Genomic DNA, 730 nt, shown 5'->3' with positions numbered 1-730 from the left:
CGGCTTAGTTCTGATGAATGTGATGGGCTGAACAGAACATCGTGAATAAAAATGGCTCCAATCGGGAGCCATTTTTTATGTCTGCATATTATGAGCAGAAGCGTCCAAGTTTTGCAGGTTGCGTCATCTTGATTTCGTCGTCTAACGAGCGGTAGACAATCGTATTCCAGATTTCGCCATTATCCATTTCAAATTCAATCGCGTAATTCATGCCGCTTACCACCTGAGTGCGAACACTGAGGATTTGCTTTAACTTAGCGGAAGTGTTCATTTGCGCGAGTACCACATCAAGCAATGGTTGCGCTTCATCGGTCATGTCACTTTGTGACCATCCGCCGGGCAGTTTTTCTAAGTTACAGATTGGGTTCGCTTCCGGTTGCGATTGGGCAGGTGCCACGGTCTCTTCCTTTTGATTACATCCAGCTAAAGCCACTACACATACGAGTGACGCCAATAATGTTTTCTTCATAACAAGACCTTTCTTTGTAATGTGCTCAGTATCCTAGGGGGTTCTGTGAATTATATCTGTTTCATATTCAAGAAAGTGTTGGTCACATATCGCTTTGTTTCAATTGATTCTGTTCAGCAGTATTTATCGGTTAAATACAATTAACAGGTCATTGTTGGGTTAAAAATAAGCAAAAACAGATTGTTAACTATTTAATTGAGTGAAAATTGCCCTATGCTATAAACGATAAGCGATCCAAGGTAGGAAAGGATATGAGAGAAA

1 protein-coding gene is annotated in these 730 nt (G+C 41.1%); it reads right to left on the bottom strand.

The window, feature by feature from the left end; all coding sequences use genetic code 11:
* Positions 1-88: 88 nt before the first annotated feature.
* Positions 89-469 carry a cystatin family protein gene (locus R8N49_RS26935; protein ID WP_021449829.1) on the bottom strand — a complete coding sequence of 127 codons (381 nt, stop codon included), beginning with the start codon at positions 467-469 and terminating at the stop codon, positions 89-91.
* Between the last annotated feature and the right edge of the window lie 261 nt (positions 470-730).

It is taken from the genome of Vibrio sp. 1978 (assembly GCF_033344345.1).
This window is presented reverse-complemented; position numbering and strand designations above follow the sequence as displayed.

Coding starts and splice junctions, on each gene's coding strand:
- R8N49_RS26935 (WP_021449829.1), bottom strand. CDS start 469: ATGAAGAAAACATTATTGGCGTCACTCGTATGTGTAGTGGCTTTAGCT.